This is a genomic window from Brachybacterium sp. AOP29-B2-41, assembly GCF_052378395.1.
Taxonomy (GTDB): domain Bacteria; phylum Actinomycetota; class Actinomycetes; order Actinomycetales; family Dermabacteraceae; genus Brachybacterium.
This window is the reverse complement of sequence record NZ_JBQSXR010000001.1, coordinates 388,891-413,116: the sequence shown is the minus strand read 5'-3', so window position 1 is coordinate 413,116 and position 24,226 is coordinate 388,891. Positions and strand designations below refer to the sequence as shown.

At 69.9% G+C, this 24,226-nt stretch carries 23 protein-coding genes; 18 read left to right on the top strand and 5 right to left on the bottom strand.

Annotated features, from left to right (window positions below; all coding sequences use genetic code 11):
• The first annotated feature begins 13 nt into the window (after positions 1–13).
• Genes glsA through ACT3T9_RS01900 form a run of 4 tightly spaced genes read left to right on the top strand, consistent with a single transcriptional unit; the run spans position 14 to position 4,091 of the window.
• Positions 14–1,057 carry a glutaminase A gene (glsA, locus tag ACT3T9_RS01915; RefSeq protein ID WP_444501806.1) on the top strand — a complete coding sequence of 348 codons (1,044 nt, stop codon included), beginning with the start codon at positions 14–16 and terminating at the stop codon, positions 1,055–1,057.
• Positions 1,054–1,905: a GNAT family N-acetyltransferase gene (locus ACT3T9_RS01910; RefSeq protein ID WP_444605845.1), complete on the top strand. Its 852-nt coding sequence runs from the start codon at positions 1,054–1,056 to the stop codon at positions 1,903–1,905. Before glsA ends, ACT3T9_RS01910 begins: the two co-directional genes overlap by 4 nt.
• Before the next feature lie 9 nt (positions 1,906–1,914).
• The gene (locus ACT3T9_RS01905) at positions 1,915–2,745 is read left to right on the top strand and encodes a DUF5926 family protein (RefSeq protein ID WP_441446090.1); all 831 of its coding nucleotides are present in this window, start codon (positions 1,915–1,917) and stop codon (positions 2,743–2,745) included.
• Positions 2,742–4,091, top strand: a complete 1,350-nt coding sequence (locus ACT3T9_RS01900) for a glycosyltransferase family 2 protein (protein ID WP_444605844.1) — start codon at positions 2,742–2,744, stop codon at positions 4,089–4,091. Before ACT3T9_RS01905 ends, ACT3T9_RS01900 begins: the two co-directional genes overlap by 4 nt.
• A 20-nt stretch (positions 4,092–4,111) precedes the next feature.
• Here ACT3T9_RS01900 and ACT3T9_RS01895 read toward each other — a convergent pair whose 3' ends face one another.
• The gene (locus ACT3T9_RS01895) at positions 4,112–6,151 is read right to left on the bottom strand and encodes a hypothetical protein (protein ID WP_444605843.1); all 2,040 of its coding nucleotides are present in this window, start codon (positions 6,149–6,151) and stop codon (positions 4,112–4,114) included.
• Between the two features lie 85 nt (positions 6,152–6,236).
• On the opposite strand from ACT3T9_RS01895, the gene ACT3T9_RS01890 reads away from it, so the two are divergent.
• The 8 genes from ACT3T9_RS01890 to ACT3T9_RS01855 all read left to right on the top strand — a co-directional run bounded on the left by ACT3T9_RS01890 (position 6,237) and on the right by ACT3T9_RS01855 (position 13,224).
• Positions 6,237–6,671 (top strand): GntR family transcriptional regulator, encoded by a 435-nt coding sequence (locus ACT3T9_RS01890; protein ID WP_442331835.1) that lies wholly within the window; start codon positions 6,237–6,239, stop codon positions 6,669–6,671.
• A gap of 23 nt (positions 6,672–6,694) precedes the next feature.
• The gene (locus ACT3T9_RS01885; RefSeq protein ID WP_444605842.1) at positions 6,695–7,231 is read left to right on the top strand and encodes a GNAT family N-acetyltransferase; all 537 of its coding nucleotides are present in this window, start codon (positions 6,695–6,697) and stop codon (positions 7,229–7,231) included.
• Positions 7,228–7,743, top strand: coding sequence for a GNAT family N-acetyltransferase (locus ACT3T9_RS01880; protein ID WP_441446095.1), 516 nt, complete (start codon positions 7,228–7,230; stop codon positions 7,741–7,743). Before ACT3T9_RS01885 ends, ACT3T9_RS01880 begins: the two co-directional genes overlap by 4 nt.
• A 688-nt stretch (positions 7,744–8,431) precedes the next feature.
• On the top strand, positions 8,432–9,832 hold the full coding sequence (locus tag ACT3T9_RS01875) for a DUF222 domain-containing protein (protein ID WP_442331833.1): 1,401 nt from the start codon (positions 8,432–8,434) through the stop codon (positions 9,830–9,832).
• A 47-nt stretch (positions 9,833–9,879) separates the two neighbouring features.
• Entirely contained in the window at positions 9,880–10,425 is a 546-nt protein-coding gene (locus tag ACT3T9_RS01870; RefSeq protein ID WP_444605841.1) for a GNAT family N-acetyltransferase, read from the top strand.
• A gap of 58 nt (positions 10,426–10,483) precedes the next feature.
• Positions 10,484–11,461, top strand: a complete 978-nt coding sequence (gene pheA / locus ACT3T9_RS01865) for a prephenate dehydratase (protein ID WP_444605840.1) — start codon at positions 10,484–10,486, stop codon at positions 11,459–11,461.
• 87 nt (positions 11,462–11,548) lie between these two features.
• On the top strand, positions 11,549–12,088 hold the full coding sequence (locus ACT3T9_RS01860) for a YdeI/OmpD-associated family protein (protein WP_441443917.1): 540 nt from the start codon (positions 11,549–11,551) through the stop codon (positions 12,086–12,088).
• A 182-nt stretch (positions 12,089–12,270) separates the two neighbouring features.
• Positions 12,271–13,224 carry a universal stress protein gene (locus tag ACT3T9_RS01855; protein ID WP_444605839.1) on the top strand — a complete coding sequence of 318 codons (954 nt, stop codon included), beginning with the start codon at positions 12,271–12,273 and terminating at the stop codon, positions 13,222–13,224.
• Positions 13,225–13,240: 16 nt separating this feature from the next.
• Here ACT3T9_RS01855 and ACT3T9_RS01850 read toward each other — a convergent pair whose 3' ends face one another.
• Positions 13,241–14,440, bottom strand: coding sequence for a diacylglycerol/lipid kinase family protein (locus tag ACT3T9_RS01850; RefSeq protein ID WP_444605838.1), 1,200 nt, complete (start codon positions 14,438–14,440; stop codon positions 13,241–13,243).
• Positions 14,441–14,484: 44 nt separating this feature from the next.
• On the opposite strand from ACT3T9_RS01850, the gene serS reads away from it, so the two are divergent.
• Both serS and ACT3T9_RS01840 read left to right on the top strand, forming a co-directional pair.
• Positions 14,485–15,756, top strand: coding sequence for a serine--tRNA ligase (gene serS / locus ACT3T9_RS01845; protein WP_444600844.1), 1,272 nt, complete (start codon positions 14,485–14,487; stop codon positions 15,754–15,756).
• A 94-nt stretch (positions 15,757–15,850) separates the two neighbouring features.
• Complete coding sequence (locus ACT3T9_RS01840; RefSeq protein ID WP_444605837.1) at positions 15,851–16,717, top strand: HAD family hydrolase; 867 nt, start codon at positions 15,851–15,853, stop codon at positions 16,715–16,717.
• A gap of 71 nt (positions 16,718–16,788) precedes the next feature.
• Here ACT3T9_RS01840 and ACT3T9_RS01835 read toward each other — a convergent pair whose 3' ends face one another.
• The 3 genes from ACT3T9_RS01835 to ACT3T9_RS01825 form a co-directional block, all read right to left on the bottom strand.
• On the bottom strand, positions 16,789–19,392 hold the full coding sequence (locus tag ACT3T9_RS01835; protein ID WP_444605836.1) for a hypothetical protein: 2,604 nt from the start codon (positions 19,390–19,392) through the stop codon (positions 16,789–16,791).
• Positions 19,393–19,537: 145 nt separating this feature from the next.
• Complete coding sequence (locus ACT3T9_RS01830; protein ID WP_444605874.1) at positions 19,538–20,515, bottom strand: NAD(P)H-quinone oxidoreductase; 978 nt, start codon at positions 20,513–20,515, stop codon at positions 19,538–19,540.
• Positions 20,516–20,517: 2 nt separating this feature from the next.
• Positions 20,518–21,513: an MDR family oxidoreductase gene (locus tag ACT3T9_RS01825; RefSeq protein ID WP_444605835.1), complete on the bottom strand. Its 996-nt coding sequence runs from the start codon at positions 21,511–21,513 to the stop codon at positions 20,518–20,520.
• 151 nt (positions 21,514–21,664) lie between these two features.
• Here ACT3T9_RS01825 and ACT3T9_RS01820 point away from each other — a divergent pair, with 151 nt between their 5' ends.
• The 4 genes from ACT3T9_RS01820 to ACT3T9_RS01805 all read left to right on the top strand — a co-directional run bounded on the left by ACT3T9_RS01820 (position 21,665) and on the right by ACT3T9_RS01805 (position 24,185).
• Positions 21,665–22,069 (top strand): GntR family transcriptional regulator, encoded by a 405-nt coding sequence (locus ACT3T9_RS01820; RefSeq protein ID WP_444605834.1) that lies wholly within the window; start codon positions 21,665–21,667, stop codon positions 22,067–22,069.
• Positions 22,066–22,938, top strand: a complete 873-nt coding sequence (locus ACT3T9_RS01815; protein ID WP_345078663.1) for an ABC transporter ATP-binding protein — start codon at positions 22,066–22,068, stop codon at positions 22,936–22,938. The genes ACT3T9_RS01820 and ACT3T9_RS01815 overlap by 4 nt, the downstream gene beginning before the upstream one ends.
• Positions 22,939–22,956: 18 nt before the next feature.
• Positions 22,957–23,673 carry a hypothetical protein gene (locus ACT3T9_RS01810; RefSeq protein WP_441443907.1) on the top strand — a complete coding sequence of 239 codons (717 nt, stop codon included), beginning with the start codon at positions 22,957–22,959 and terminating at the stop codon, positions 23,671–23,673.
• Between the two features lie 86 nt (positions 23,674–23,759).
• Complete coding sequence (locus ACT3T9_RS01805) at positions 23,760–24,185, top strand: PH domain-containing protein (protein WP_441443906.1); 426 nt, start codon at positions 23,760–23,762, stop codon at positions 24,183–24,185.
• Positions 24,186–24,226: the final 41 nt, after the last annotated feature.

The window sequence follows — 24,226 nt, the reverse complement described above, 5'->3', positions numbered from 1 at the left end:
TACGGTCGGTGCCGTGACGAGCGCATTGACCACATATCTGAATCGCCTCACCGTCGCCCTCTCCACGGCGACGGTGCCCGAGACCTCCGAGGAGCTCGGGGCGATCCTGCCCGATCGGGGCATCTCGGGCAGCGCCGAGGAGGTCGGGGACATCCCCGAGCTCTCGTATCTCTCCGGCGCGCGCGATGACCACCTCGGCGTGGCCGTCTGCTCGATCGACGGGGAGATCACCTCCGCCGGCACCGAGCACGCCTTCCCCATGCAGTCGATCTCCAAGGCGTTCGCGTACGGTGCGGCGATCGACCTGCACGGCATGGAGTATGTGGATTCCGTGGTCGACGAGGAGCCGACGGGGGAGGAGTTCAACGCCCTCAGCCTCGATCCGTACTCCAAGAAGCCCAAGAATCCACTGGTCAACATCGGTGCGATCCGCACTCATGCAATGCTCGGCCCCACTCAGGAGGAGCGCACGCAACGCCTGCGTGAGGTGCTGGACGCCGCCGCCGGCCACCCCCTCGAGCTGCACCGGGAGACCCGGGATGAGGAGCTGACCACCGCCGACCGCAACCTCGCCCTCGCGTACATGCTGCGCGCGGCCGGATCGATGAGCGAAGACGCCGCCGAGGTGGTGGGCGGCTACATCGAGGGCTGTGCGGTGCTCACCACCGTCACCGACCTCGCGGTGATGGCCGCGACCCTCGCCTCCGGCGGCACCAACCCGCTGACCGGGCAGAACGTGTTCTCCCGGGTCGCCGCCCGCCAGGTGCTCTCGGTGATGCTCACCTGCGGGATGTACGACAACGCGGGGGACTGGGTCGGGGACGTGGGCCTGCCCGCGAAGTCCGGGGTGGGCGGCGGGATCATCGCTGCTCTGCCCTCCCGCTTCGGCGTCGCCAGCTACGCCCCGCAGCTGGACCTGCACGGCAACTCCGTGCGCGGCACCTACTTCTTCGAACGGCTCAGCCAGGACTTCGCCCTCCACATGCTCGACGGCGTGGTGCCGCGGGATCTCGAGGAGTGCGCCCAGGAGCTGATGGAAGTGGGCACGCACCCGTGATCGCGGCACGTCAGCTCGCTCCGGGCGAGTGGCGGCTCTGGCGCGACCTGCGGCTGCGAGCCCTGGAGGATGCTCCCTGGGCCTTCGGGAGCACGCTCGCCGAGATCCGCCATCGCGACACCGAGGCCCACTGGCGCGAGGGGGTCAGCTGGCCGAGGGTCCCCCTCGTGGTGGAGGTCGACGGACAACCCGCCGCGATGGGTCGGCTCCTGTTCGGTGACGATCCCGTGTACGGGGACGTCCCGGGGGCCCGCGCCGAGCTGATCTCCGTGTGGGTCGCCCCGGAGCACCGCGGTCGCGGCGTCGGCCGTGCCCTGGTCGCCGCCGCGGTCGAGCATCTCGCCGCCCATCACCCGCAGACCCGCCTGCTCCTGGCGGTCGTCGAGACGAACCTGCCCGCCCGCCGTCTCTATGAGAGCTGCGGCTTCGGGACCGGCGGCCGAAACCCTGACGACGACACCGAGCTGTTCATGGAGCGCCGCGCCGCCCCGATGGAGCAGGAGAGTGTCGAGCTGCCCACCGAGCTGGTCGCGCGCTGCCGGGCGGTGGACCGCGAGCTCGTCGGGTCCCCGACCTTCGAAACCCCGACGCACCTGGACCGTCTCGAAGCGCAGATCGCACGGGACGGCATGCGCACCCCGATCGATCTGGCCTTCCACGAGGAGTTCGCGACGATCGACGGCAATCACCGCATCGCCGTCGCCCTGCGCCTGGGACTGGAGACCGTGCCCGTCCACCTCACCCGCCGCCCCCGGCATCCGCGCCCGGACCACGGACGGGACCTGCGCCCAGGCGACCTGGCGGTGCTCGAGGCCGCCCTGCGCGAGGAAGCGCCCGTGGATCGGTAGACTCGTCCCATGAGTTCCACCTCGAGCAACGACCTGGTCCGCCGCCCCTTCGAGGGCCTGCCGAACGAACAGGACCTGGTGGCCATGCGCCAGCTGATCCCGGCCGCGACCATGGCTGCGAAGACCACCGCGGAGTACGGCTCCCTCGACGTCGAGCTCGCGACCATCTTGCCGATGGCCTGGCCCGCGGTGCGCCGCACCGACGGCTCCGTCACCGTCGGCATTCAGGCCGGCTATCCCGGCAACGATCTCTCGCGCGGAATCGGCCAGGCGATCAAGCTCGCCGCCGCGCTCGAGCCCGGCAACCCGATCACCACCGTCACCCTCGACGAGGACGCCCCGCGCCTGCAGGACATCCTCGACCTCACCGGCGCCTTCGAGATCAAGGTCCAGGACACCTTCGAGTTCTGGCTCGATCCCAGCGCCGAGCGCACCGGTGAGATCGACCAGGCCATCTCCCAGGCGAACGACTCGATCATGCAGACCCGCGCGGTCGCCGGCCTGCCCCACGCCTACTGGGTCGACGCCGGCGCGAAGGAGCACGTGCGCTGGGTGCTCGACGCCGATGAGGAGAAGGTGATCGACGCGGTCACCCGCCTCCACGCCCGTCGTGAATCCGCGATCTGCGAGGGCGCCAAGTACGTCGGCTCCTTCCGCGCCGAGGGCCTGTCGATCCCGGTGTGGGATCTCGCGAAGGGATCCGGCGTCGAGGCCGCCGAGGCCGAGGCAGAGGCGTTCCGCACCCGATTCGAGGAGGCGCTCGCCTCGACCGAGCCGCTCACCACCCTCGAGCGTCGGGCACGGGGCGGCATCGTCGCCCGTCAGGTGACGCTGCGATGAGCACCGCGGGGCCGCTGACGGCCCACCGCCCCGAGCGGGTGGCCGTCGTGATCCCCGCCAAGAACGAGGCGGAGCGGATCGAGGCGACCATCGAGTCCGCCCGCAGGATCACGGGCGTGGACCTGGTGGTGGTCGTCGACGACGGCTCCACCGACGCCACGTCCGCCGTCGCCATGGGGGCGGATGCCCTGGTGGTGCGGCACAAGACCAACCGCGGCAAGGCCGCGGCGATGGCGACCGGTGCCCAGATGGTCGCGATCCGCGAGGACGCCGAACGGGCCGACGGGGGTGCGAGCTTCTCCGAGGAGCTGCACGCCGAACCGCGTTCGCCCGGCCACACCGGCCCGCTGCCGGTGATCGACGCCGCCGAGACCGTGCCGCGCGCCCTGCTGTTCCTCGACGCGGATATGGGCGGCTCCGCCGAGGCCGCGCAGCCGCTGGTCGATGCGGTGCTCGACGAGGGCGTGGACATGGCCATCGCCCTGCTGCCCCCGCAGGAGGGCGCCGCCGGGATGGGCATCGTGGTGCGGACCGCGCGCCGCGGCATCCACCGCGCCACCGGTTGGGAGCCGAACCAGCCGCTGTCCGGCACTCGCTGCATCACCCGGGAGACCTGGGAGGCCTGCCTCCCGCTCGCTTCCGGCTGGGGCGTGGAGACCTCGCTGACGATCGATGCGCTCAGCAGCGGGTTCTGGGTCAAGGAGATCCCGGCCGAGCTCCATCACCGCGCCACCGGCAAGGATCTTCGCGGCCAGCTGCATCGTGCCGCGCAGCTGCGCGATGTGGTGCGGGCGCTCGCCCGTAAGCGCCACCTGGCCCCCGACCTCGAGGAGGATGGGCAGGCCGAGTCGCCGGAGGATCCGGAGCCGCTGGAGGTCGCACCGCTGCCGCCACTCCCGTCGGCACCGACGGACCATGACGAGGAGAAGACCTGGACCGTCGTCCCGGAGCCTGCCACCGAGTCCGAGCGTGCAGAGCATGCCGAGGCCCGTCGGCTGACCCTCGCGGACCTGCCCGTCACCGGGGAGTTCTCCGACGACGAGACCCGAGCCCTCGGCGACGTGGACGCCGCGGAGCTCGACGCCCTGCTGCGTGACCTGCCGGTGGACGGCGACTTCGCCCCCGATGACGTCGTCTACCTCGCGGAGACCGACCTCGAGACGCTCGCGACCCGGCTCCGGGGTGCGCCCGTCGAGGGCCGCTTCACCCCGGAGCATGCGGTGATCATCGCCTCGCACCTCGAGGTCGGAGAGCCCACGATCCCGGAGTCCCTGCCCACACCGCTCAGCCCCGACGAGTACACCTCGCTCGTGGTGCACGCCGCGGTGGACGCGGAGAACCTTTAGCCAGCGTTCTGGTTCTGGTCTCAGTCCCGTTCCTGACCCAGGTCCTGAGGCGCCGGCAGCACCGCGGGCAGGTAGCACAGCCAGATGCCGAACATGGCTGCGACCAGCACCGGCCCGGTGTCGTTGACCGCGTAGCCGACCCAGGTGCCCACCACGAGCGCGACCCGCACCCAGTACGAGGCGGGGTGCTCGGCATCCAGCGCCACGAGCCGCCGCCAGCGCAGTCGGCCCGGGATCAGCAGCGCGATCGACGCCACCACCGCGAGCACCATCACGACCGCCAGCGACGGGTATCCGGTGGTCATCGCGACGTTCTGGGCGAGCTTTCGGACCACCACCGAGATCACCTCGCCGCTGAGGAGCTCGTCGATGAAGCGTCCCAGGTGGGTGCGGTCCTCGGCGGGTCGCAGCCAGTCCAGGAACGAGACCCCCAGCACCGCGACCGCGCCGCCCGCCCCGAGGGCGAGCAGATGCCACAGCCGCGGCCGGATCCCGGAGACCAGCAGCGCCAGCAGCCCGAAGGCGGGAATCGTGGCCAGCATCGACCCGAAGTCCGCGCCCATCGACGGGGCCACGCAGACGATCGCGACCAGAGCGCCGACGGCCACCGTCCACACCACCCGTGCACGCGGGGTGCGCACCACCGCGAACAGGCACAGCAGCGCCATCAGCGCCGCCGCGAGCACCATCCCGAACAGATGGTTCGACAGCCCGTAGAAGCGCCCGCCGGAGATCGGCTGCGCCCCCAGCGGTGAGCCCAGCTGGAACCGCGACCCGGTGGCCGATTCGCCGAGGATCAGCAGGGCGACCAGCGCCGCGGAGATCCCGACGGGGCCCAGGCGATGGTGGCGCCAGGGACCGGCCAGCACCAGCGCCGACAGCAGCGCGCAGCCCGCCCACACCACGCCCGTCAGGGCCAGCGTCGGATGCTCCGCGCGCCACCACGGCACCAGGGAGGCGAACATCCCCACCGGCAGTGCGAGCGGCGCGATCGCCGCGAGCGCCCGGCCGACGGCGGCGAGACGCGGCCGACGTGCCAGCGGCGGGACCAGCAGGATCACGATCCCGATCACGCCGAGCGCGAACCAGGAGCCGAGCGCGGGCACGGTCGCCGCATCGACCTGCGCCGCGGCCTCGGAGCGATCCAGGGCCAGCTGCTGCGGGTCGTCGTGCGCGGTGCCGCGGAACGGCTGACCGGGGATCAGCCCGTCGGCGGTGGCGTCATAGGAGGTGAGGATCGTGGCGAGCACATCGGTGAGCACCACCACGCCGGTCTGCTTGGTGGCCCCGCTGGTGAGGGCCTGGCCGGAGAAGGCGGTGTCGAGGGCGACCTGCAGGCCCGCCGTGCGCGAGGCGACCGGCCCGGGGTGCTCGGCCGACGCCGGATGCTCGGGATCGGTGGCCGCGACGGAGACCAGCAGGGTGCGGGGGAGGTCCGCGCTCTGGCAGCCGCCGAGCTCGTCGAGCGTCGCCCCGACGACAGCATCGAGGGAGACCAGGGCCTGGGCACGGGCCGGGCCGTCGGCCTGGGGCAGCGAGGGGACCGTGACCTGGACCAGGTCGCCCGCGGCGAGAGCATCGGCGATCTGGGTGTACCCGGACTCGCGCTCCGGCGCACCGCCGCCGCCTTCATCCCCGACGGTGAGCTCCACCGTCGACGGACCCGAGAAGTCGAAGGTGCTGACCGGGACCCCGAGCTGCTCCCACTGATCCTGCGCCGGCGTCGGGATGCCGCTGGTGCGCGGCGCCTCCTCCGCCAGGCCCCGGTATCCGGAGTGCAGCGTCTCCATGCCCTGCCGCTTCGTGGAGACGACCGAGGTCGAGGTGGTGTTCATGGCACCCGCGCCGGAGCGCTCGGCGAGGCACTGAAGATTCGGTGTGGCCTGCGGATCGATGTCCTCCCAGCCGAGCCCCGCGGTGGCGATCACCAGCCGCACGGGATCGTCGGGATCGTCGGCGGAGGCAGTAGGCGCGCCGGCGAGGACCAAGGCGCCGAGCAGCAGTGCGAGCAGCACGGCGAGCGGCGTTCGACGCACGGGGGCGGGCAGTTCCTGGGGCACGTCCCGATGCTACGGGGAAGGCCTGCGCCGCGCGGCCGGCCGTTGCAGACCCTCCACCTATCTCTCACGCTCTATCGTGGTCGCCATGCCTTCTCCACAGCCTCCGTACGAGCAGGTTCGCCGCGAGATCCTCGAGCAGGTCCGCACCGGCGAGCTGACGCCGGGTGACCGCCTGCCGGCGATCCGCACCTACGCCGCCGATCTCGGCCTCGCCCCCGGCACGGTGGCCCGCGCCTACAAGCTGCTCGAGGAGTCGCAGATCCTCCTCACCCGTCGCGGGGCGGGAACGACGATCGCCCCCGGTGCGGCGATGGAAGCCCGCAAACTTGCGACCACGGCCCAGCGCGAGCCCGGCGGTCCGGTCGACGCAGGCCTGGTCTCGCTGTTCGCCGGACCGATCGCCGCCGCCCGGGCCCGTGGCGCCCGCGATGTGGAGATCCTCGCCTCGGTACGTGCGGCACTCGCGGGCGAGAGCGGCGAGAACGGCGGGAGCGGCGGGAGCGGCGGGGGCGCGGCGTGAGGCGTGGCCTCGACCCGGTCGAGGTGCGCATCGCAACCCACCGTGCCGACGCCGCCGCGGCATTCCGGGATCGCGTGCTCGAGGTGTGGACGACGGCTTTCGGACCGGTCGACGATGCGGAGGACTGGCGCAGCCGCTTCTGGGAGCAGCACCGCTCGCGCGACGGCTTCCGCTTGGTCACTGCCTCCATGGGGGAGGAGCTCCACGGCTTCGGCTGGGGGTACACGGGCGAGCGCGGGCAATGGTGGGCCGACCGGGTGGCGGATGCACTGGCGGCCGACGGTCTGGGGGCTGGTGGACTGGCGGCCGACGGAACGGAGTGGGTGGGCGGCCACTTCGAGTTCGTCGAGCTCGCAGTCCGGCCGACGCATCAGGGACACGGCTTGGGCGGTCGTCTCCACGATGCTCTGATGGAGGGCCTCCCGCACGCGCGGTCGCTGCTGCAGACCGACGCCGACCCGCAGGGGAGCGGTCATCGCCTCTACCGTGCCCGGGGATGGAGCGTGCTTGGGGAACTGGCTCCCGGCAAGGTCGTGATGGGAAAGCGCCTGGGGGCGTGATCCGCCTCGAGAGGCTCGAGCCTCGCCACGGGCCCGAGATCCTCGCCGGGCAGGACGCGGCGCTCGCCGCAGAGATCGTGGGGGAGCGCTGGACGGAGAGCTCCCTCGAGTCCTTCCTGGAACGCTGCGCGCGCTGGCGCGAGGACGGACCGGTCCAGGAGCTCGCAGCGGTCGACGCGGCCTCGGGCCGGCTGCTCGGCGGAGGTGGGCTGAACCGGCTCGCTCCCGAGCTCTCCCGCGGCCAGGTGGCCGTCACCTACTGGGTGCTCGAATCCGAGCGGGGCCGCGGTGTCGGAACGCAGATCGCCTCGGCCCTGATCAGCCGGGCGCGCCGCGACTCCCGCCTGCGACAGGCGGTGCTGCTGATCGCCGACGGCAACCCTGCCTCGCGCGCGGTGGCCCACCGGCTCGGTGCGCACCCGGAGGAGGACCTCCTGCGACACCCGGCCGACGGCACCCGGCATGTCCGGCGCTGGATTCTCGATCTGGATGCGGGGGCGGGGCAGGCGTAGGCGGAAGTGCAGACACCGGGGTCGGGGCACGCGTAGGGGCCAGGGCGGGAACCGGACGAAGCCCCTCCGGATCCGGAGGTATGCAGTCGCGTCCGATATGCGCAGGCGTCCCGTGCTCGCCGTCGCGACGAGTTCGTTGTCAAGGCCCTCCCGGAAATGGGGATTATCGGTGGCTAGAAATGTGGATAAGGACGTCCGTTCCTCCCCACTCCGAGTTTTCCACAAGTTTATCCCCAAGTAGTGCCGACCCTTGTCTACGTCAACTCTTCGGGGGTAAAATAAGGGGCCAGAGAGAAGCAGTCTTAGAGAATGCTGATGTCCGAGGTCTCGAATGCGTCATGCGACGTTACTGTGGGCATCGGTGCCCAGTATGAATGTTCGCCATGGCGGTATGCCCCGGCGATGACTCGACGAGGAGGTGGAGATCGTGACGATGGAAGTGCCGCACCCCTCCCTGCGTCCTGCCGGGTCTCAGTCCGCGCCCCAGCCGGCAGTCCAGCCCGAGTTCCAGTCCCAGTCCCAGTCCCAGTCCCAGTCCGCGCCCCAGCCCCAGTCCCGTGCCGGTCGATCCGGCGACGATGGGCCCCCTGTGGTCCGCGTACGCGCACGTTCGACGCTCACGGAGGATTCCCTGGCCGTGCGGGGGCGTCTCAAGCCCGGTAGCGCTGACGCGGCCGCCATTACCCGGATGATGGAGGAGGAGCGCGAGGAGTCGCGGCGTCACGCGCGGCACCTTCTCGAGCTCGCTCCGTTCTGGATCGACTACGAGAACCCGGACCTCACGGATGACCGTGAGGAGCGGAGTCTCGCGATCGCCATCGCCCTGCGCACCACCACTGCGCTCGCGGCCTTTCGGATTCGCGACGCGCGTATCGCGCTTCACGAGATGCCGCGAACATTCGAACGCCTCGCCGGAGGTGACATGCCGAAAGATTGGCATCAGAGAATGCTGAAGGCCGTCAGGGATCTCACCCCCTTTCAGCGCTCTCAAGCTGATGAACATATCTCCGCCTGGGACCTCGCCTCCATTCCCGCTGATCGGTTCCAGGATGAGCTGCGCCAACTGGTCTCCTGGTTCGAACGTGAGGAGCCACGGCACTGCCCAGAGCACTCCCGCGATGTCACCGTCGAGTCCAGCGGGCGTGATGACGGCATCGCCTGCCTCCGCGTGACCGGCCCGATCCCCGAAATCCTCGCCCTCTCCCGCCGGATCGACGCCTCGGCGAAGGCAGTCCAGGCCGCGCAGCGCCATGCGCTCGAGCAGGGCGCCCCAATCCCCTTCGACCTCGATGGGGACGTCGCCCGCGACGGCGGCGCCATGACCCTTGCGGCCCTGCGCTACGCGATCATCCACCGCACCCTGCTCGATACCGCCGGCGTCGAGGTGCCCGCGCCCCGGCACCGCATCAACATCGTCATCCCCGTCCTCACCCTGATGGGCCTGGATGACACCCCCGCCACCTATGGCGGCATGACCCCGCTGCCCGCCGCGATGGCCCGGAAGCTCGCCGAGTCCGAGCCGGTATGGCACAAGGTCTTCACAGAGCCGATCGCCGGAGGCTTCCTCCCGCTCCCTGCCCAGCGCTACCGCCCCACCCCCGAGATGGTCGAGCACCTTCGACTGACCACACCCCGCTGCGCTGTGCCCGGATGCACGAAGAGCACCACCGACGATGCGGAGAACGACCACATCGAAGAGTTCGACCACGCACACCCCGAACGGGGAGGCCCCACCAGCATCGACAACCTTCACCGACTGCACTGGGGGCATCACGACCTCAAGACTGCGAGACGTGTCGATCCCGTCCGAGAACCCGACGGCGACACCACTTGGACGGTCGGTTCGCCACCCCTGGTCACCACGAGGGTTTCACCACGCCCTGACCTGGCTACGCCCCGCCTCGCGACCGCCATGATGGAGTCGTGGGAGCACTTCCAGTGGCTCTGCATGATGGAAGAGATGGACCGCAATGGCGAGAACGCACGGATCCACCAGGAATGGGGGCCCGTCGACCCCGTCATTGAAGGCGAGTACGACGATGAGGACGCCGCACGGCGCGCACGCTGGGACACCGATCCACCCTTCTGACGACCCACCCTCCTGATTGGTCGCACCCACCGTGGCACCATGTCCCGATGCCCCGCGCGATCAGCCTCGTCCGACCGGACACCACCCGTTACTCCGCCTACATCGACTGCGTCACCGACTTCGCCGGCACCTCGATGGACGGGTCAGGCATCCGTGATCCCCAGCGTCCTCCCATCGCCCCGGGCGACGTCACCGAATTCGTCACCGCCCGCATCGAGGAGGAGGACCCGGCCACCGAGCTTCCCGACGGCTGGGTGCATTGCACCAGCCGCTGGATCCTCGACCCCGAGACGGACGAGATGCTCGGGTTCATCGCCATCCGGCACCGCCTCACCCCGTACCTGCTCGAACAGGGCGGCCACATCGGCTACTCGGTGCGCCCCGCGGCCAGGCGGCAGGGGATCGCCTCTGCCGCCCTCGAACTCGCACTGGTCCATGCGCAGGAGCTGGGCATGGACCCGGTGCTGGTCACCTGTGACGACGACAACCACGGCTCCCGTCGGACCATCGAGAAGGCAGGCGGTCAGCTCGAGGACATCCGCGACGGTAAACGCCGCTACTGGTTCGGCGACGGACCGCGACCCCGGGCCTGAACATCCCCGGGCCTGAACGCGCCCGAGCCCGCCGTGGTGCGCCGAGTACGATTTCACCATGCGGTACGGATTCCTTGGTCCAGAGACGACCTTCACCCATCAGGCACTCCTGCAGGCACTCGCGGAGACGCCCGAAGAGTTCGCCGCAGCCGAGCCGGAGCTGGTGCCCTTCTCGGCCGTCGCCACCGCGACCACCGATCTGCTCGCCGGTGATATCGATGCGCTGATGGCGCCGATCGAGAACTCGGTCGAAGGCGGCGTCTCCGGCACCCTGGACGTGCTCGCCGCCACTGACTCGATCGTCATCGTCGCCGAGCAGACCGTGCAGATCACCTTCGTGCTCGCCGCTCGAGAGGCCACGCCCCTCGACCAGTTGACCACCGTCTCCTCCCACCCGCATGCCCAGGCACAGGTCCAGGGCTGGCTGCGGAAGAACGTGCCCGGCGCGAACATCGCGGCCGCCTCGTCGACAGCAGCCGCCGCTCGAGACCTCGCCGCGGTCAGCGCGGAGGAGGCCCGCGGCCGGGCCGCTGTCTGCTCCCCGCTCGCAGCGAAGCACTTCGGCCTGGAGATCCTCGCCGAAGGTATCGAGGATTACGACGGTGCTGTCACCCGCTTCGTGCTGGTCACCCGCGAAGGCCGGATCCCCGCCCGCACCGGCGCCGACAAGACCACGCTCGTCGTCCAGCTGCCCCACAACCGCTCCGGCGCCCTGCTCGAGGCCCTCGAGATCCTCAGCTCCAACGGCGTGAACATGTCCCGGATCGAGTCCCGCCCCGTCGGAGACTTCCTGGGCCGGTACTCCTTCTCCCTCGATATCGAGGGACACATCGAGGACCGCCGCGTCGCCGCCGCCCTGCGCTCGCTCCATCGGCTCTGCCCGGTGGTGCACTATCTCGGCTCCTACCCGCGGATCGATGGACAGCGGGCGGAGATCCGCGAGGACTTCGCCGACCATGCCTACGACGACGCGCGCGACTGGATCGAGCGGCTGTCGGGAATGATCACCCCGACGGACCCCGCCACAGCGATCTGAGAACGAGCAGGGGATCTGAGCACGCACAGAATCTGAGACGCACAGGAACTGAGAGTGCACAGGATCTGAGGACAGAGGAGAGTAGAAATGGCAGCGAAGACCAGCAGCCCCGTCGACGGCACCGCCGAGGTCCGTGCGATCGATGATCGGCTCCTCATCCCATTGCCCGAAGCGGCCAGCGCTGCGCTGCCCTCCCGCGGTCAGGTCGCCGTCGAGGCCACGTTGAACGGTCATCAGCTGGACATGGTGGTCGAGCCAGACGGTCGCAAGGGGCACTGGCTGCGCGTCGACGATGCGCTGGCAAAGGCGCTCGACCTCAGCGAGGGCAACGTCGTCGACTTCACCCTCGTGCCCACGAAGGTCTGGCCCGAGCCGGAGGTCCCAGAGGATCTCGGTGCCGCGCTCGACGCGGCCGACGACCTCGAGGAGACCTGGGCATCCATCACCCCGATGGCGCGCTGGGAATGGGTGCGCTGGGTCGGGTCGACCCGCAACGCCGACACCCGTGCGCGCCGTGTGGAGGTTTCGATCGACAAGCTGCGGAACGGGAAGCGTCGCCCCTGCTGCTTCAACCTCGCCTCCTGCACCGACCCGGAACTCGCCCGCAGCGGTGTGCTGAAGGACTGAACGGCGCGGCCCCCGGTGTGCACCCCGACCCGCTCTCACCGACCTGCACCCCGCACCGGCGCCTCAGACCCGCGCCTCAGACCCGTGCTTTCACCTGAGGGGTAGGGTGAGGAGCGACGAGGATGGACTCGACAGCGGGGCGTCATCGTCGTCCGTGCCGGCAGCCCCGCGGAGGGCTTGCCATGAGCACAGAGGCTCATCTTGAGCAGAACACGATCCCCGTCGACCCTGCCACGCGTGACCTCGGTGTCGCGGTCGGGTTCGATGGCTCCCCGAACTCCGAGGTCGCACTGGCCTACGCCGCCGGCATCGCCGCCCGCCGCGGGAGCAAGCTCAGCGTCATCACCACCTATCGAGCACCGCTCCCGGTGTACGCCAACTACGCCTCCCTCGGCGCGGAGCCCGAGGACGAGGCCCGCAAGCTGATCGCCGGGTACGTGCTGGAGGGGGCGGCGTCCCGACTCGCCGAGCATCCCGGCGAGGTCTCCTACCTGACGATCGAGGGAGACTCCGTCGGCGCGCTCGCGGAAGCCTCGGCACGGGCGCACCTGATGGTCGTCGGTGCCCGTGGCCGGGGAGGTTTCCTAGGCCTGGTCCTGGGCTCGGTCTCCACCGCCCTTCCCGCTCATGCGCAGTGCCCCACAGTGGTGGTCCCCGCGGTGGCTGAGCGCTTCACCGGGCCGGTGGTCGTCGGCGTCGACGGCTCGCCCCACAGTCGCCGGGCCGCGCTGCATGCCGCGCGGGAGGCGGCCGATCGCGGAACGTCGCTGGTGCTGCTGACCGCACAGCAGAGACCCGACAGCGGCGAGTACTGGTTCCCGCTGCGCCCGCGCGACGCCCAGGAGCTCGTGGACCGTCGTCGCGCCGACCTCGAGGCGGATCTGGCGGCAGAGGTCGCCTGGGTCACGGAGCACGTGCCCGGCATCGAGATCTCCGGCGAGGTCCAGGAGGGAGCGGCCGCTGCGATCCTCCATGACGCCGAAGCCGTCGCGCAGCTGATCGTCGTCGGTTCCCATGGCCGGGGTGCCCTGAGAAGTGCGCTGCTCGGCTCGGTGTCGCGCGCGATCCTCCACGGGGCCGAGCGGCCGGTCATGGTGGTGCCGCCGCTGCAGGACGACCGGGTCGAGCGGGCTTAGCTGTTGCCCCGCGGGCCTAGCTGTTGCCCTGCGCCGCGCCCTTCCCCTCCGGCACGCGCAGCCGCAGCACCCCGGGATCGACGGTCGCGATCAGGTGGGTGGCGTCGACATCGGTGTCGCCGTCCAGCTGCACCGGCTGCGGCTTGGTGGTGGTCACTCGGATCCCGGTGGTCAGGTAGCGCTCCATCGTGGCGAGCTTGGGACCGTACTTCGGGACCAGTTTCGGGTTCATGACCTGGGCGGCGACCTGGCTGAATCCTGCCGCTCCCCGCCAGCCCGCGACCACCACTTCGAGGCGGCCGTTGTCGATCGTGGCGTCGGGCATCAGCACGAAGCCGCCCGGCAGCTTGCCCACGTTGCCCAGCAGCACGGTGCGGGCCTTGTGGGCGTGGCGGGTGTCATCCGGCAGCTGCACCACCACATCCACCGAGCGGCCCAGCACGGTGCGGATCCCGCCGAAGATGTACGCGATCCAGCCGATCCGCTTCTTCATCTCCGGATCGGTGTAGCCGATCATCTCCGCGTCGGCGCCGAAGCCGGCGATCACCAGGAAGATCTGGCGCTCGGCGGAGCGGGCCGCGGCGGCGGAGTCACCGGCACGGAGCCAGCCGACGTCCACCTGGTGGTCCTCACCGGTCAGCGCGGTGATCATCGCCGCGGACGGGTCCTCCAGCGGGATCTCGACATTGCGGGCCAGCAGATTCCCGGTGCCGGCCGGGATGATGCCCATCCGGGTGTCGGTGCCGGCCAGCACCGAGGCGACCAGACGCACCGTGCCGTCGCCGCCGGCGGCCATCACGAGATCCGCGCCGTCCGCGACAGCCTGCTCCGTCTGGCCCTTGCCGGGATCGTCGATGGTGGTCTCGTAGAAGACCGTCTCAGCGCCCTCGATCCGGTCCACCACCTCGGTGATCTTCCGGCGGAAGGTGTCGGTCTCCTCGAACTTCGAGGGATTCAGCACCACGGCGACCTTGCGGAGCCGGCCGTCGTCGGCGGGGGAGTCGGCGTCATCGTCCGCGGCACCCTCCGTCGAGTCCCCCGCGCCGTCGGTGCCGGGCGCCCTGCGCGTGCTCGACCGGCGGTCCGCGGCGGCGCGCAGCTCGCTCAGCTCTCGGCGGTGCCGGCCCAGTCGGCGCAGCACGATCACCAGCAGGGCGATCGTGATCGCGGTGGTGAGCACTGAGGCGATGCTCAGCAGCAGCAGGGTGAGGTCCATTCCGTCAGCGTACTGGCAGGCGTGCGCGCGGGTACCCTGGTGCAATGATCGATCTGCGGCAAATGCGCGAGAACCCTGAAGCCGTCCGAGACGCCCAGCGGGCGCGTCGGCGAGACCCTGCCATCGTGGATGCCGTGCTCGAGGCCGATTCCCGCTGGCGCGAGACCACCGCCGCCTTCGAATCTGCGCGCGCCGAGCAGAAGGCCTTCGGCAAGCAGGTCGCCCAGGCCAAGGGCGATCAGAAGCAGGCGCTGCTGGCCGAGGTCAAGCAGCTCGCGGCCGACGTCAAGCGGCTCGAGGGCGAGGCGAACGAGGCCCTGAGCACCCGCGACGCCGCGCTGCGCGAGATCCCGAACCTGGCCGAGGGCGCCCCCGAGGGGCTCGAGGCCGACTTCGTGGTGCGTGAGCACGTCGGTGAGGTTCCGAGCTTCGACCACCCGGTCAAAGACCATCTGGAGATCGCTGAGGGGCTCAAGGCGATCGATATGGCGCGCGGGGCGAAGGTCTCCGGCGCACGCTTCTACTTCCTGCGCGGCGTCGGCGCCCAGCTCGAACTCGCGATCCTGAACTCCGCGATCTCCCTGGCGACCGATGCGGGCTTCACTCCGATGATCACGCCCACCCTGGTGCTGCCCGAGTCGATGGAGGGCACCGGCTTCCTCGGCGAGCACGCCGATGAGGTCTACCACCTCGACAAGGGTGATGATCTCTATCTCGTGGGCACCAGCGAGGTCGCGCTCGCCGGCTATCACAAGGACGAGGTCATCGACCTCTCCGACGGCCCGCTGCGCTACGCGGGCTGGAGCGCCTGCTACCGCCGCGAGGCCGGCAGCTACGGCAAGGACACCCGCGGCATCATCCGGGTGCATCAGTTCCACAAGGTCGAGATGTTCTCCTACTGCCGCATCGAGGACTCCTACGAGGAGCACGAGCGGCTGCTCGGCTGGGAGCGGGACATGATGGCGCGCATCGACGTGCCCTACCGGATCATCGACACCGCCGCGGGGGACCTCGGCACCTCCGCCGCCCGCAAGTACGACTGCGAGGCGTGGATGCCGAGCCAGAACACCTACCGCGAGCTCACCTCCACCTCGAACACCACCCAGTTCCAGGCACGGCGGCTGAACATCCGAGAGCGCACCGAGAACGGGCTGCGGCCGGTCGCGACCCTGAACGGCACCCTGGGCACCACCCGCTTCATCGCCGCGATCCTCGAGAACCACCAGCAGGCCGACGGATCGGTGGTCGTCCCGGAAGGGCTGCGGCCCTTCCTCGGCGGGCGCGAGGTCTTCGAGGTCGTGGGGGGCGCTGCCTGAGATGCCGGCCCCCCGACCCCTGCGCCGCCTGCTGGAAGCACTTCGTCACCGCCGGTTCACCCGTTCGTCGGATGCGGGTGCCACACTGCCGGGCATGACGACCCAGACCTCGACCACCGACCGTGACGCGACCCGTGCGCGCCTCCAGGAGCACCTCACCGGGCTCTCCGGACAGAACCTGCTGATCGGGCTGGATGTGGACGGCACCCTGGTCGACCACGACGGGGTGATGAGTCCCGAGATGCATGACATTCTGCAGCAGGCGGCAGAAGCGCACACCGTCGTCATCGCCACCGGCCGCTCCCTCGGGGCCACGCTGCCGATCGTCGAGGCCGCCGGAATCACGCGCGGCTACGCCGTCTGCTCCAATGGGGCGGTCACCGTCCAGATGGACCCGGAGCTCGAGGGCGGCCACCGCATCGTCGACACCCGCTCCTTCCAACCCGGTCATGCCCTGCGCACGTTGCGCGAGGTCGCGCCCGACGCCCACTACGCCGTCGAGATGGTCGACGGCAGCTTCCGCTCCACCACCGGATTCCAGGACGCGAGCTTCGGCGTGCAGGCGATCGAGAGCGATCTCGACCAGCTCATGGAGCTCGAGGCCGTGCGCGTGGTCGTGCACGTCCCGGACCTCTCCCCGCAGGAGTTCAGCAAGGTCATCGCCGAATCCGGGGTCCACGGCGTGGAGTACTCGATCGGCTGGACCGCCTGGCTCGACATGGCCGCCCCCGGCATCTCCAAGGCGAGCGCCCTCGAGGCGCTCCGCGGCCGTCTCGAGATTGACAGCGCCAACACGGTCGCGGTCGGCGATGGCTTCAACGACGTCGAGATGCTCACCTGGGCCGGGGTGGGAGTGGCCATGGGCCAGGCCCCGCAGGGCGTGAAGGACGTGGCGGATGCCGTCACCGACTCGATCTACGAGGACGGCACCGTGCTCGTGCTGGAGCAGCTGCTGGGCTGACGCGGCCCGCCCCGGGGTCGGCCTGAAGCCGACGCCCGGAGCGAGGCACTGCAGTGCCCGTCAGCGCGTGCTCACATCCCTGCGCAGTCCCCGGTGGCCGGACCGCGCACCGTGTTCGGTACGCCGTCATCGTCCGGGGCGACGGCGTTTCCGGTGCAGGAGAGCGGACCCTCGACTCGCGACGCGGTGAGGATCGGGGTGACCCCGTCTGCGGTGTCGTCGATCGTCAGCGGACCGCTGACGGTGGACCCGCTGATCTCGACGCTCCCCGTGGTGCCGGTGAGGCTCACCGGCCCTCGGATCTCGCTGTCCTGGATAGAGATGACCTCGGCGCCGGCTGCGGTGACCGGGCCGCGCACGAAGGCTCCGGTCAGCTGCAGACCGGCACCCTCGGCGACGGTCACGGGACCTTCCACGGCGGCGCCTTCGATGCAGGTCGTCCCCGCAGTCACGGTAAGGGGGCCGCTGTGGTCCTCGGTGACGGTGTCATCGCAGGTGACTGCCGCCTCGACGGGGTAGCGGAAGAGGTGCGCCCCGGCGCTCAGGTACACATCACCTGCGCCGTCGACGACGCTCCAGCCGACGCCGTTGGCGAGTCGGGTGGTCTCGCCGGTGGCGGGGTCATGGACCGAGAAGCGTGAGCCGGCGGTGACGTAGATCCGTCCATCCGCTGTGGACTGGTGGACGTTGCCGTAGGCCCAGTAGGTCGTGCCCTCGGAGTAAGCCCCGCCCACACTGCCCTCGACCGTGGAGACGCCGGTGGTCGGGTCGTAGCGGAACAGCGACTGCTCCGCGACGCCCCACACCGCTCCTTCGTCGTCGACCATCAGGCCGGTGATGCCTTCCTGCTCCTCACCGGCAGGATCGATCCGTTCTACGACTGTGCGGGTATCCGGGTCGAACACCAGCAGCTTGCCGGCGGTGTTCCCGCTCGGAGTAGAACCGAGGCCACCGTCCACTGTGGTGCCGATATAGACCATGCCGTCGGACTCGTTGTGCACGACCGAGACGACGTTCTCGTCGGCACCGATCTCTTCGGTCAGCACCACGTGCTCACCGGTGCTGCCCTCCCAGATCGCGAGTCCGCCTTGGGTCTGTCCGTAGATCGCGACGGACCCCATGTAGATCTCGTCGCGCTCCGGGTTGTACGCCATCCCGAAGGGACGGTCCTGTCCCTGGTTCACGCCTTCGAAGAGGCGGGGCACGGTGCCCGGTTCCGCGGGGTCGAAGGTGGCGGGGTCCAGTTCCTCGAACTTCGCGTGCCCGTAGGCACCCAGGTACATCTTTCCGTCACGCACCGTCGCGGACTCGTACTGGCCGCGCTGCATGGTCGGACCGTGATCCGCGCCGGTCCTATCGATGTCGTTCAGGCCCACCATGTAGCCCGACGCCCAGACGGAGTCGTCGGGACCCAGCAGGAGCTTCTGGATCAGAGTCGGCTGGGCGAAGTCGATCGGGCTATCGGACAGCAGAGTCTCGGACTCGAGGTCTGCGACCACCACGCCGAGCGATGACGTGCCGTAGAGCAGCGGAGTGCCGCTGGAGTCGTCGACCACGCCGTCGGAGAGGTAGCCCCCGAGAGTGATGTCCGTGGTCCGGAATGAGTTCTCTTCGAGGTCGTAGACGACCAGGCCCCAGCCCTCGGTCGAGAAGAGCGCGGTGCCCGGCTCAGCGCCGGCGATGATGTGATGTCCGAAGAAGAAGCGGGTCTGCTCGGCATCCCAGTGGATGACCTCACCGTCCAGATCGAGCACGATCATCCGCAATCCGACCTGGGCGATCACGCGATCCTCGATGATGTCCATCCGGCCCACGGTGGTGGCACCCTGGTTCAACCCGGGGGCGTTCTCCTCGGAGGCGATCAGGGTCTGCTCGCCGCGACCGCCGTCCTCGATCATCCAAATCTGAGGGGCGACACCGCCGGTCCCGACGTACACCGTGTCGGTCTCCTCGTAGTACGCGATGGCGTGGATGTACTCAGCACCCGGATCCATCTCGCGCAGCAGTTCGATCTCATCGGTCTCCGGGTCCACCAGGTACAGGCGGCTGTCCGGGTACACGCCGAGGAACATCGAGCCGTCGGGCCCGGGGGAGAGCCCGAAGGCATGGTCCGCCACTTCACCGCCACTGATCCGGCCGAGGTCCTCGCACTCACCGGTGGCGGGATCGTAGCGCCAGAACTTGGAGTCATAGTAGGTACCCCAGTACACGCGGCCGTCGGTGGCGACGTTCAGATTCCGCACGTGCTCGGCGCCGGTGACTGCGCAGGTGTCCAGCTGCTCGCCGCTTTCGATATCGGTCATGGCGAAGGTCGCCGGATAGTCGGTGTCGGGAGCGCCCTTGAACACTTGGTAAGAGACATGACGTCCGTCGACCACACCCTGGGCGGCCTGGCTGGGGATCTGGGTGGTCACCGGGGTACCGAGATACTCGAGGTTCTCGTCCTGGGCGAGCAGATCGAGCACCCGCGGGTCGTCGCTCGGCACGCCGGCGGGGGCGGGATCGGCCGGTGGTGGTGGGTCGTCGGCCAGGGCGGGGGAGGATCCGCCGACGAGCAGGGCGCCGGTCAGGGCGGCGGTCGCAAGCAGACCGCCGAGGCGGCGGAGCCGGTGGATGGGAGCTGGTCGATCGGGGACTCGATCATTGGCAAGCGGCGTGGGGGACTGCGCGTGCATGGTGAACCCTCCATTGGGTCAGTGATGCGGCGAGTGAGAAATGCTCTTCTACCCTAAGGTTGCCGCACCCTGGAAGGCAACCGGTTGCAAACTTCCGCCTGAAATGACCGTGTTGAAGGCAAGGGTCTGGTGCGCCCTGCGCGAGCTACCCCCGCCGGCGCCGCCCGCCGCCGGAGTTGTTCGCCGGGGCTGCGACCTCGAGGATCACCTTGCCCAGATGGCCGCCTTCGCGCAGGATCGCGTGGGCATCCTCGGCACGCTCCAGCGGCAGGCGCGCGTGGATCGGGACCCGCAGCTCACCGGACTCCAGCAACGGCCACGCCAGGTACCGGACGGCCTCGAGGATTCCGTGCTTGGTCTCCAGCGGGCGCGAACGCAGGGTGGTGCCGACGACTCGGCCGCGCTTGCTCATCAGCTTTCCGATCGGCAGCTCGCCGTTCGCTCCGCCGAGGGTGCCGATGATGACCAGCCGACCGCTCTCCCGCAGCATCCCCACGTGATCGGCCAGCGCCGATCCGCCGACGACGTCGAGGATGACGTCGACCCCGCCGGTCTCCCGGACCGCCTCGAGCAGATCCGTGGTGTGACGGTTCCAGGCCATGTCGGCACCGAGCTCGCGCGCCGTCGCGATCGCGGCATCGGAGCCGACGGTGGTGAGCACCCGTGCCCCCAGATGCCGGGCGAGCTGGATGGCGATGCTGCCGATGCCGCCGGTACCGCCCTGGACCAGGATCGTCTCGCCCTCGTGCAGGCCGGCCTCGAGCACCAGGTTGGAGACCACGGTCGCGGCCGCCTCGATCACGCCGGCGGCGTCGACCAGGCTGAACCCTGCAGGCGCCGGGAGCAGCAGCTCCGTCGGCACCGCGACAACCTCCGCATAGCCGCCGCCCGCGAGCAGCGCCACGACCTTCTCGCCGGTGTCGCGCCGATATCCGGAGACCTCCAGGCCCGGCAGCTCGGAGGCGCCGGGCGGCGGCGGATACTTCCCGGCGGTTTGGGCGAGATCGGCGTGGTTCACTCCCGCGGCGACGACGTCGACCAGCACCTCGCCGGGGGCGGGGACGGGTTCGGGAAGCTCGATCAGCTCGAGCCGATGCTCCGCCGTGATGGCCATCGCGCGCATGGTCACTGGGTCACCTCCACGACGGTGCGGCCGCGGACTTCGCCGGCCAGGATCCGCTGGGCATAGGGGATGGTCTCGGACAGGCCGATGCTGGTGGTCATCGAGTCCAGTACATCGCCGTCGAGCTCACGAGCCAGCGCTTCCCAGGCACGCTCACGCAGCGGCAGCGGGCACTCCACAGAGTTGATGCCGGCGAGGGTCACCCCGCGCAAGATGAACGGGAGCACCGTGGTGGGCAGGTCCGGCCCCTGAGCGAGGCCGTAGGCGGCGACTGTGCCGCCCCAGGCGGTCTGGGCGAGGATGTTGGCGAGCGTGGTGCTGCCCACCGCGTCAATCGCGCCCGCGAAGCGCTGGGACTGCAGCGGCCGGCCCGGCTCCTCGGAGAGCTCCCGACGGTCCAGCACGTCGGCCGCGCCGAGATCCCGCAGGTACTCGCCGTTCTCCTCGACCCGGCCGGTCGAGGCGAGCACCCGGAAGCCGCGGCCTGCCAGCAGCGCGACCGCGATCGAGCCCGCGCCCCCGGAGGCCCCGGTGACCAGGATGTCCCCGGCGTCCGGGGTGAGACCGGCATCTTCCAGCTTCAGCACCGCGAGCATCGCGGTGAACCCCGCGGTGCCGATCGCGGCGGCGTGCTCGGGGGAGAGGCTGGCGGGAAGGCGAACGAGCGTGTCGGGGCGCACCCGGGCTCGGGTGGCGAAGCCGCCATGGAGGGATTCGCCGATGCCGTCCCCGTTGAGGAGAACCAGGTCTCCGGCGGAGAATCGCTCGGTGGCCGAGCCAGCCGAGCCAGCCGAGCCAGTCACCCGTCCCACCAGGTCGATGCCCGGGATCAGGGGATGGGCACGGGCGATGCCCTTACCGGCCAGGGCCATGCCGTCCTTGAAGTTGACGCTGGAGGCCAGCACGTCCAGCTCGACGTCCCCGCTGAGCAGGGACTCGTCGGCGTGCTCCAGCAGGCGCGGGGCTGCGCCCTCGGATTCGATCACTATGGCGCGCATGGGGCGCTCCTCTCGCTCGGGGGCGGATCGCTCCAGCCTATGCGCGCTTCCCTGACCGGTGCCCCCATGGGCCGGTATCGGGAAAGCTGCCCGGCGGGGAGCCTGTCGACCTCTTGACGGCTCTACGGTTCTGAGGTACATTAGTGGAGTAATGAACCAACCGGCCGAGATGGCTGGCGGTCCTCACGACTGGGAGGCTTCTGTGCTGGATGAGACGAAGCCGCTCTACATCGCGGTGGCGGAGCAGATCGAGGACGGGATCCTCAACGGGACCCATCCGGAGGACGGCCCGGTGCCCTCCACCAATGAGCTGGCCGCGTTCCTCCGCATCAACCCCGCCACCGCCGGCAAGGGGCTGAACCTCCTGGCCGACGCCGGCGTCCTGGTCAAACGCCGAGGAGTGGGAATGTTCGTCGCCGTCGGCGCGACCGCGCTGCTGAGACAGCGCAGGCGCGACGACTTCGCCCGCGACTACCTCGCCCCACTGCTGCGCGAAGCCGCGCACCTGGGCATCGACCACCGAGAGATCACCGAGATGATGGAGGCACTGCAATGAGTGCTATCGAGACCCGCAACCTCACCAAGCACTTCCGTGACGTCGCCGCGATCGACGACGTCTCCCTCGACTTCGCCGCAGGCCGGGTGCACGGACTGCTGGGCCGCAACGGCGCCGGCAAGACCACGCTCATGAAGCTGCTGACCGGACAGATCTTCGCCACCTCCGGTGAGATGCGGATGCTGGGCCAGAGCCCGGTCGAGAACGCCGAGGTGCTCTCGAAGACCTGCTTCATCCAGGAGAGCCAGAAGTACCCCGACGGATTCCGGCCGTCGGACGTCCTGCGCATCGCCGAAGGGCTCTACCCCGCGTGGGACCAGGGGCTCGCCCGGGAGCTGGTCGCCGACTTCCGGCTGCCGGAGAAGCGGGCCATCAAGAAGCTCTCGCGCGGGCAGCTCTCGGCCGTCGGCATCATCATCGGCTTGGCCTCCCGAGCCCCGCTGACCTTCTTCGACGAGCCCTACCTGGGCCTCGATGCGGTGGCCCGCCGCCTGTTCTTCGACCGGCTGCTGGCCGACTTCTCCGAACACCCCCGCACCGTGATCCTCTCCACCCATCACATCGACGAGGTCTCCAACCTGCTCGAGCACGTGGTGCTGCTGGACGAGGGGCGGGTCGCGATCTCCGCCGAGGCCGAAGAGCTGCAGAGCGCGGCGATCGAGGTCTCCGGCCGGCTGGACGAGGTCACGGCCTTCATCGCCGGGGCCGATGTGCTCCGCGTCCAGGAGATCGGTGCGCTCGCGACCGCCACCGTGCATGCCGAGCCGGGCAGTGCGGACCGCGCCCGGGCAGCCGGACTCCAGGTCGCCCCCGTCTCGCTGCAGAACTACATCGTCCACCGCACCACCGCCGCGGCTGCTGCCCGGTGACCTGAGAGGAGAACCCTGATGCGCTCGCGCAACGTCATCGACATGCACCTGGTCAATCGGATGCAGGCCTTCGGATGGCCCCTGGTCGCCGTCACCTTCGCCTTCGTGGTCATCCTGGCGGTGGGCCTGATCGTCGGGTCGCAGGGGCCTGAGGCCCAGGCTGGGATGTACTACGGCATGCAATGGAACGGGGCGATCTTCGCCCTGCTGGGGCCGCTGATCGGCTACGGCTTCACCTCCATGGGTCAGTACTTCCCCCTCGCGCTCGGCCTCGGACTGACCCGCCGGGAGTTCGCCACCGGTCTGAGCGCGGTGTTCCTGGGAAACGCCGTGGTCTACTCCGTCCTGGTCACCATCGGGAAGACCATCGAACAGGCCACCGACGGCTTCGGCCTGAGCATCCGCTTCTTCGACGTCTTCTACACCGGCACCGGCGCACCGTGGCAGACCCTGATGCAGACCTTCCTGCTGATCCTGGGCACGCTGTTCCTCGGTGCCGCCATCACCGCCGCCTTCCTGCGGTTCGGTCAGGCCTTCCTCTGGGTGGCCGGAGCGATCCTTGCGCTGATCGGCGTGGGGATCCTCGCGGGTGTGCTTCTGCTGGATGGCTTCGGGCAGAACCTGCTGGAGGTCATGACCATGGGCTGGGGCCCATGGATGGTGGTGATCGCCCTGATCGGGGCGGCCTCGGCGGGAGTGTGGCTGCTGCTGGTGCGTCGCACCCAGGTGGCGTGACGGCAGTGGTGGCGGAGATCAGGTATCGGGCGCTGAAGACTGGTTGGGTCCGCGGGGCTCTGGGCTGTGTCGCGGGATTCGCCGGCTTGGTCCTGCTCGGAATGGGTGCGATGCTGCTCACCCTGGACTCCGTCATCGGTGTGCTCGGTGCGGTGATGTGTGTGGTGGTCCTGCTCCTCGTCATCGCGATAGTGGTGATCGGCACCCGGCTCCAGTTCATCGTCGACGACGACGGACTCACCCTGGTCCACTACCTACGCACCCACCGGATCCCGTGGGAGCAGGTTGCCGTGATCGAGCAGAGCAGAACGTACTGGACCACAGGAGCCGTCGTCGTGGTGCTCAGGCATCCAGCGGGCCGCCGGATCACGGCGCTCGCGACCACGGATCGGATGGCTCTGTACCGCGGGGAGAACCCCTTCCGCTTCATCGACTCCTTGGCCCAGCTGCGCTGTCCCGCCCAGGCCGCCATCTCAGCGCATCGGCGCTGGCTCGCGAGCTCGACGCGGTAGGCCGCCGCTTCTCGGGCGTCGCCCGGTCGGCACCCAGGCTC